The sequence below is a fragment of the Tunicatimonas sp. genome, assembly GCF_049647865.1.
GTDB lineage: Bacteria > Bacteroidota > Bacteroidia > Cytophagales > Cyclobacteriaceae > Tunicatimonas.
Genome location: NZ_JBARYM010000887.1, coordinates 1 through 1,676, shown reverse-complemented (window position 1 = coordinate 1,676; position 1,676 = coordinate 1). Strand labels below are relative to the sequence as shown.

Annotated in this window: 3 protein-coding genes; all 3 read right to left on the bottom strand. The window is 46.4% G+C overall.

The features are described from left to right. A partial coding sequence (locus WBA23_RS25400) for a Gfo/Idh/MocA family protein (RefSeq protein WP_424585083.1) occupies positions 1-236 on the bottom strand: 236 nt, incomplete at its 3' end. Between the two features lie 57 nt (positions 237-293). After that, positions 294-1,142, bottom strand: a complete 849-nt coding sequence (locus tag WBA23_RS25395; RefSeq protein ID WP_424585082.1) for a sugar phosphate isomerase/epimerase family protein — start codon at positions 1,140-1,142, stop codon at positions 294-296. A gap of 158 nt (positions 1,143-1,300) precedes the next feature. Beyond that, positions 1,301-1,676, bottom strand: a 376-nt coding sequence (locus WBA23_RS25390; protein WP_424585081.1) for a plastocyanin/azurin family copper-binding protein, incomplete at its 5' end; no start/stop codon positions are given.

Genomic DNA, 1,676 nt, shown 5'->3' with positions numbered 1-1,676 from the left:
TGATCGGGAATAGGAGTGTTGATATGCACCGCATCAACATTCGGGTCGTTCAGCAGTTCATCGTAGTCGGTGTAACGCTTTTTGATATTAGAGGCATCGCCAATTTCATCTAGTTTGGATTGTGTCCGCTGGCAAATGGCGTACATATTGGCGTTAGGATGATGCTGGTAGATAGGAATAAATTCGGCCCCGAAGCCTAGTCCGATAATTGCGATATTAATCTTTTGGTTGCTCATAGTTGTTAGGTTAGTTTTCTAATAGCAAGATATTCCTTTCTGCTTAACCTGAAAAGTTCAGACAAATAATTGCTTCAAAAAGGCTAATCCATTCGAGGCAAAAGTATCTTGGTCTTCGGCTAAGTGCCGCCAAATGCAAACGGCTCCGGCCAGCTCCTTTATTTCAGGAGTAAAGCTTTCAATAGAGATACAGCCCTGATAATCTACTTGTTGTAGGCCTCTCTTCAAATCATCCCAGCGAAACTGTCCGGTGCCGGGAGTTCCTCGGTAGTTTTCGGATACCTGCACGTGAATTAGTTTATCGCCCACTGTGGCAATCGCCTGTTCTATGTTCGGCTCCTCAATGCCCATATGAAAGCCATCCAGCAGTACGCCCGCGGCCGGGTGGTTAATATCATTCACCAATTGCCGGACATCGCTAGCCGTATTAATCAGATCGGTTTCAAAACGATTGAGAGGCTCTAATGCAATCTTGACTCCACGCTGCTGAGCCAGTTGGCAGACCTTCTGCAAATTTTCTACCGCCCGATTCCACTCTACTTTCCGCTGTTCGTCCGGGATCATCCGGGCTTTACCTACTGCTGAGTACATTGGTCCGGCTACAAAAGAGGCCTCCCACTGATTGCAGAGTGCGAAACACTGCTCAATGTAGTCAAAACAAGCCTGATGTACAGCGGGGTCGTCGTGCGTGAGGTCGCGGGTAGGACCGAAGGCAGCACATACGATGGGTGCTAAACTGTGCTCATTCAAAGCCGCCTTTACCTTAGCACCATCGATCAGTTCGGGGTACTCTACTGGTATCTCTACCGCATCGTAGCCCATTGCTTTAATCTTAGGAAAGAGTGTTACGGTATCGGTTGTAAAAGGAGAGGTCCAGAGCCAGGTGCTAACGCCAAAGGTGATCATAATAAGATAATGATTGAATAGTTGAATGAGAGAATATTTGAGTGATCGAGTGTGACCTTAAAATAATAGACAACTAGCTTATTGACATGGGAACTTAGATCGGTAATTCGTAACAAGTATCTCATTCATTCAATCATTCTCTAATTCAGTCATTTGTTTTAAATTGCTTTCGCTTCAACCACTTTCATGGTGCCCTGCATAATGCGCCAGTGGCCGGGGAAGGTACACAGAAAGGGATACTCGCCAAGTTGGTTGGGGGCGATAAATGTAAGCTCTACGGTTTGCTCGGGGTCTACCAATTCGGTAGCGAACAGTACTTCCGGCATATCCGGGATATACTGTTTTTCGCCTCCCTGCGGGTCGGTGGCTAGCTTATCGGCGGCGGCACCTACAGTTTCAGTAGTGCCGGGCTGAATAATTAGTAAGTTATGCTGCATGAAGTCAGGGTTATCAAAGATGATTTTCACTGGTTTTCCGGCTTCCACCACAAACTCCTCTATATCGTATTTCATAGCGTTCTTCACTGTCTTGATC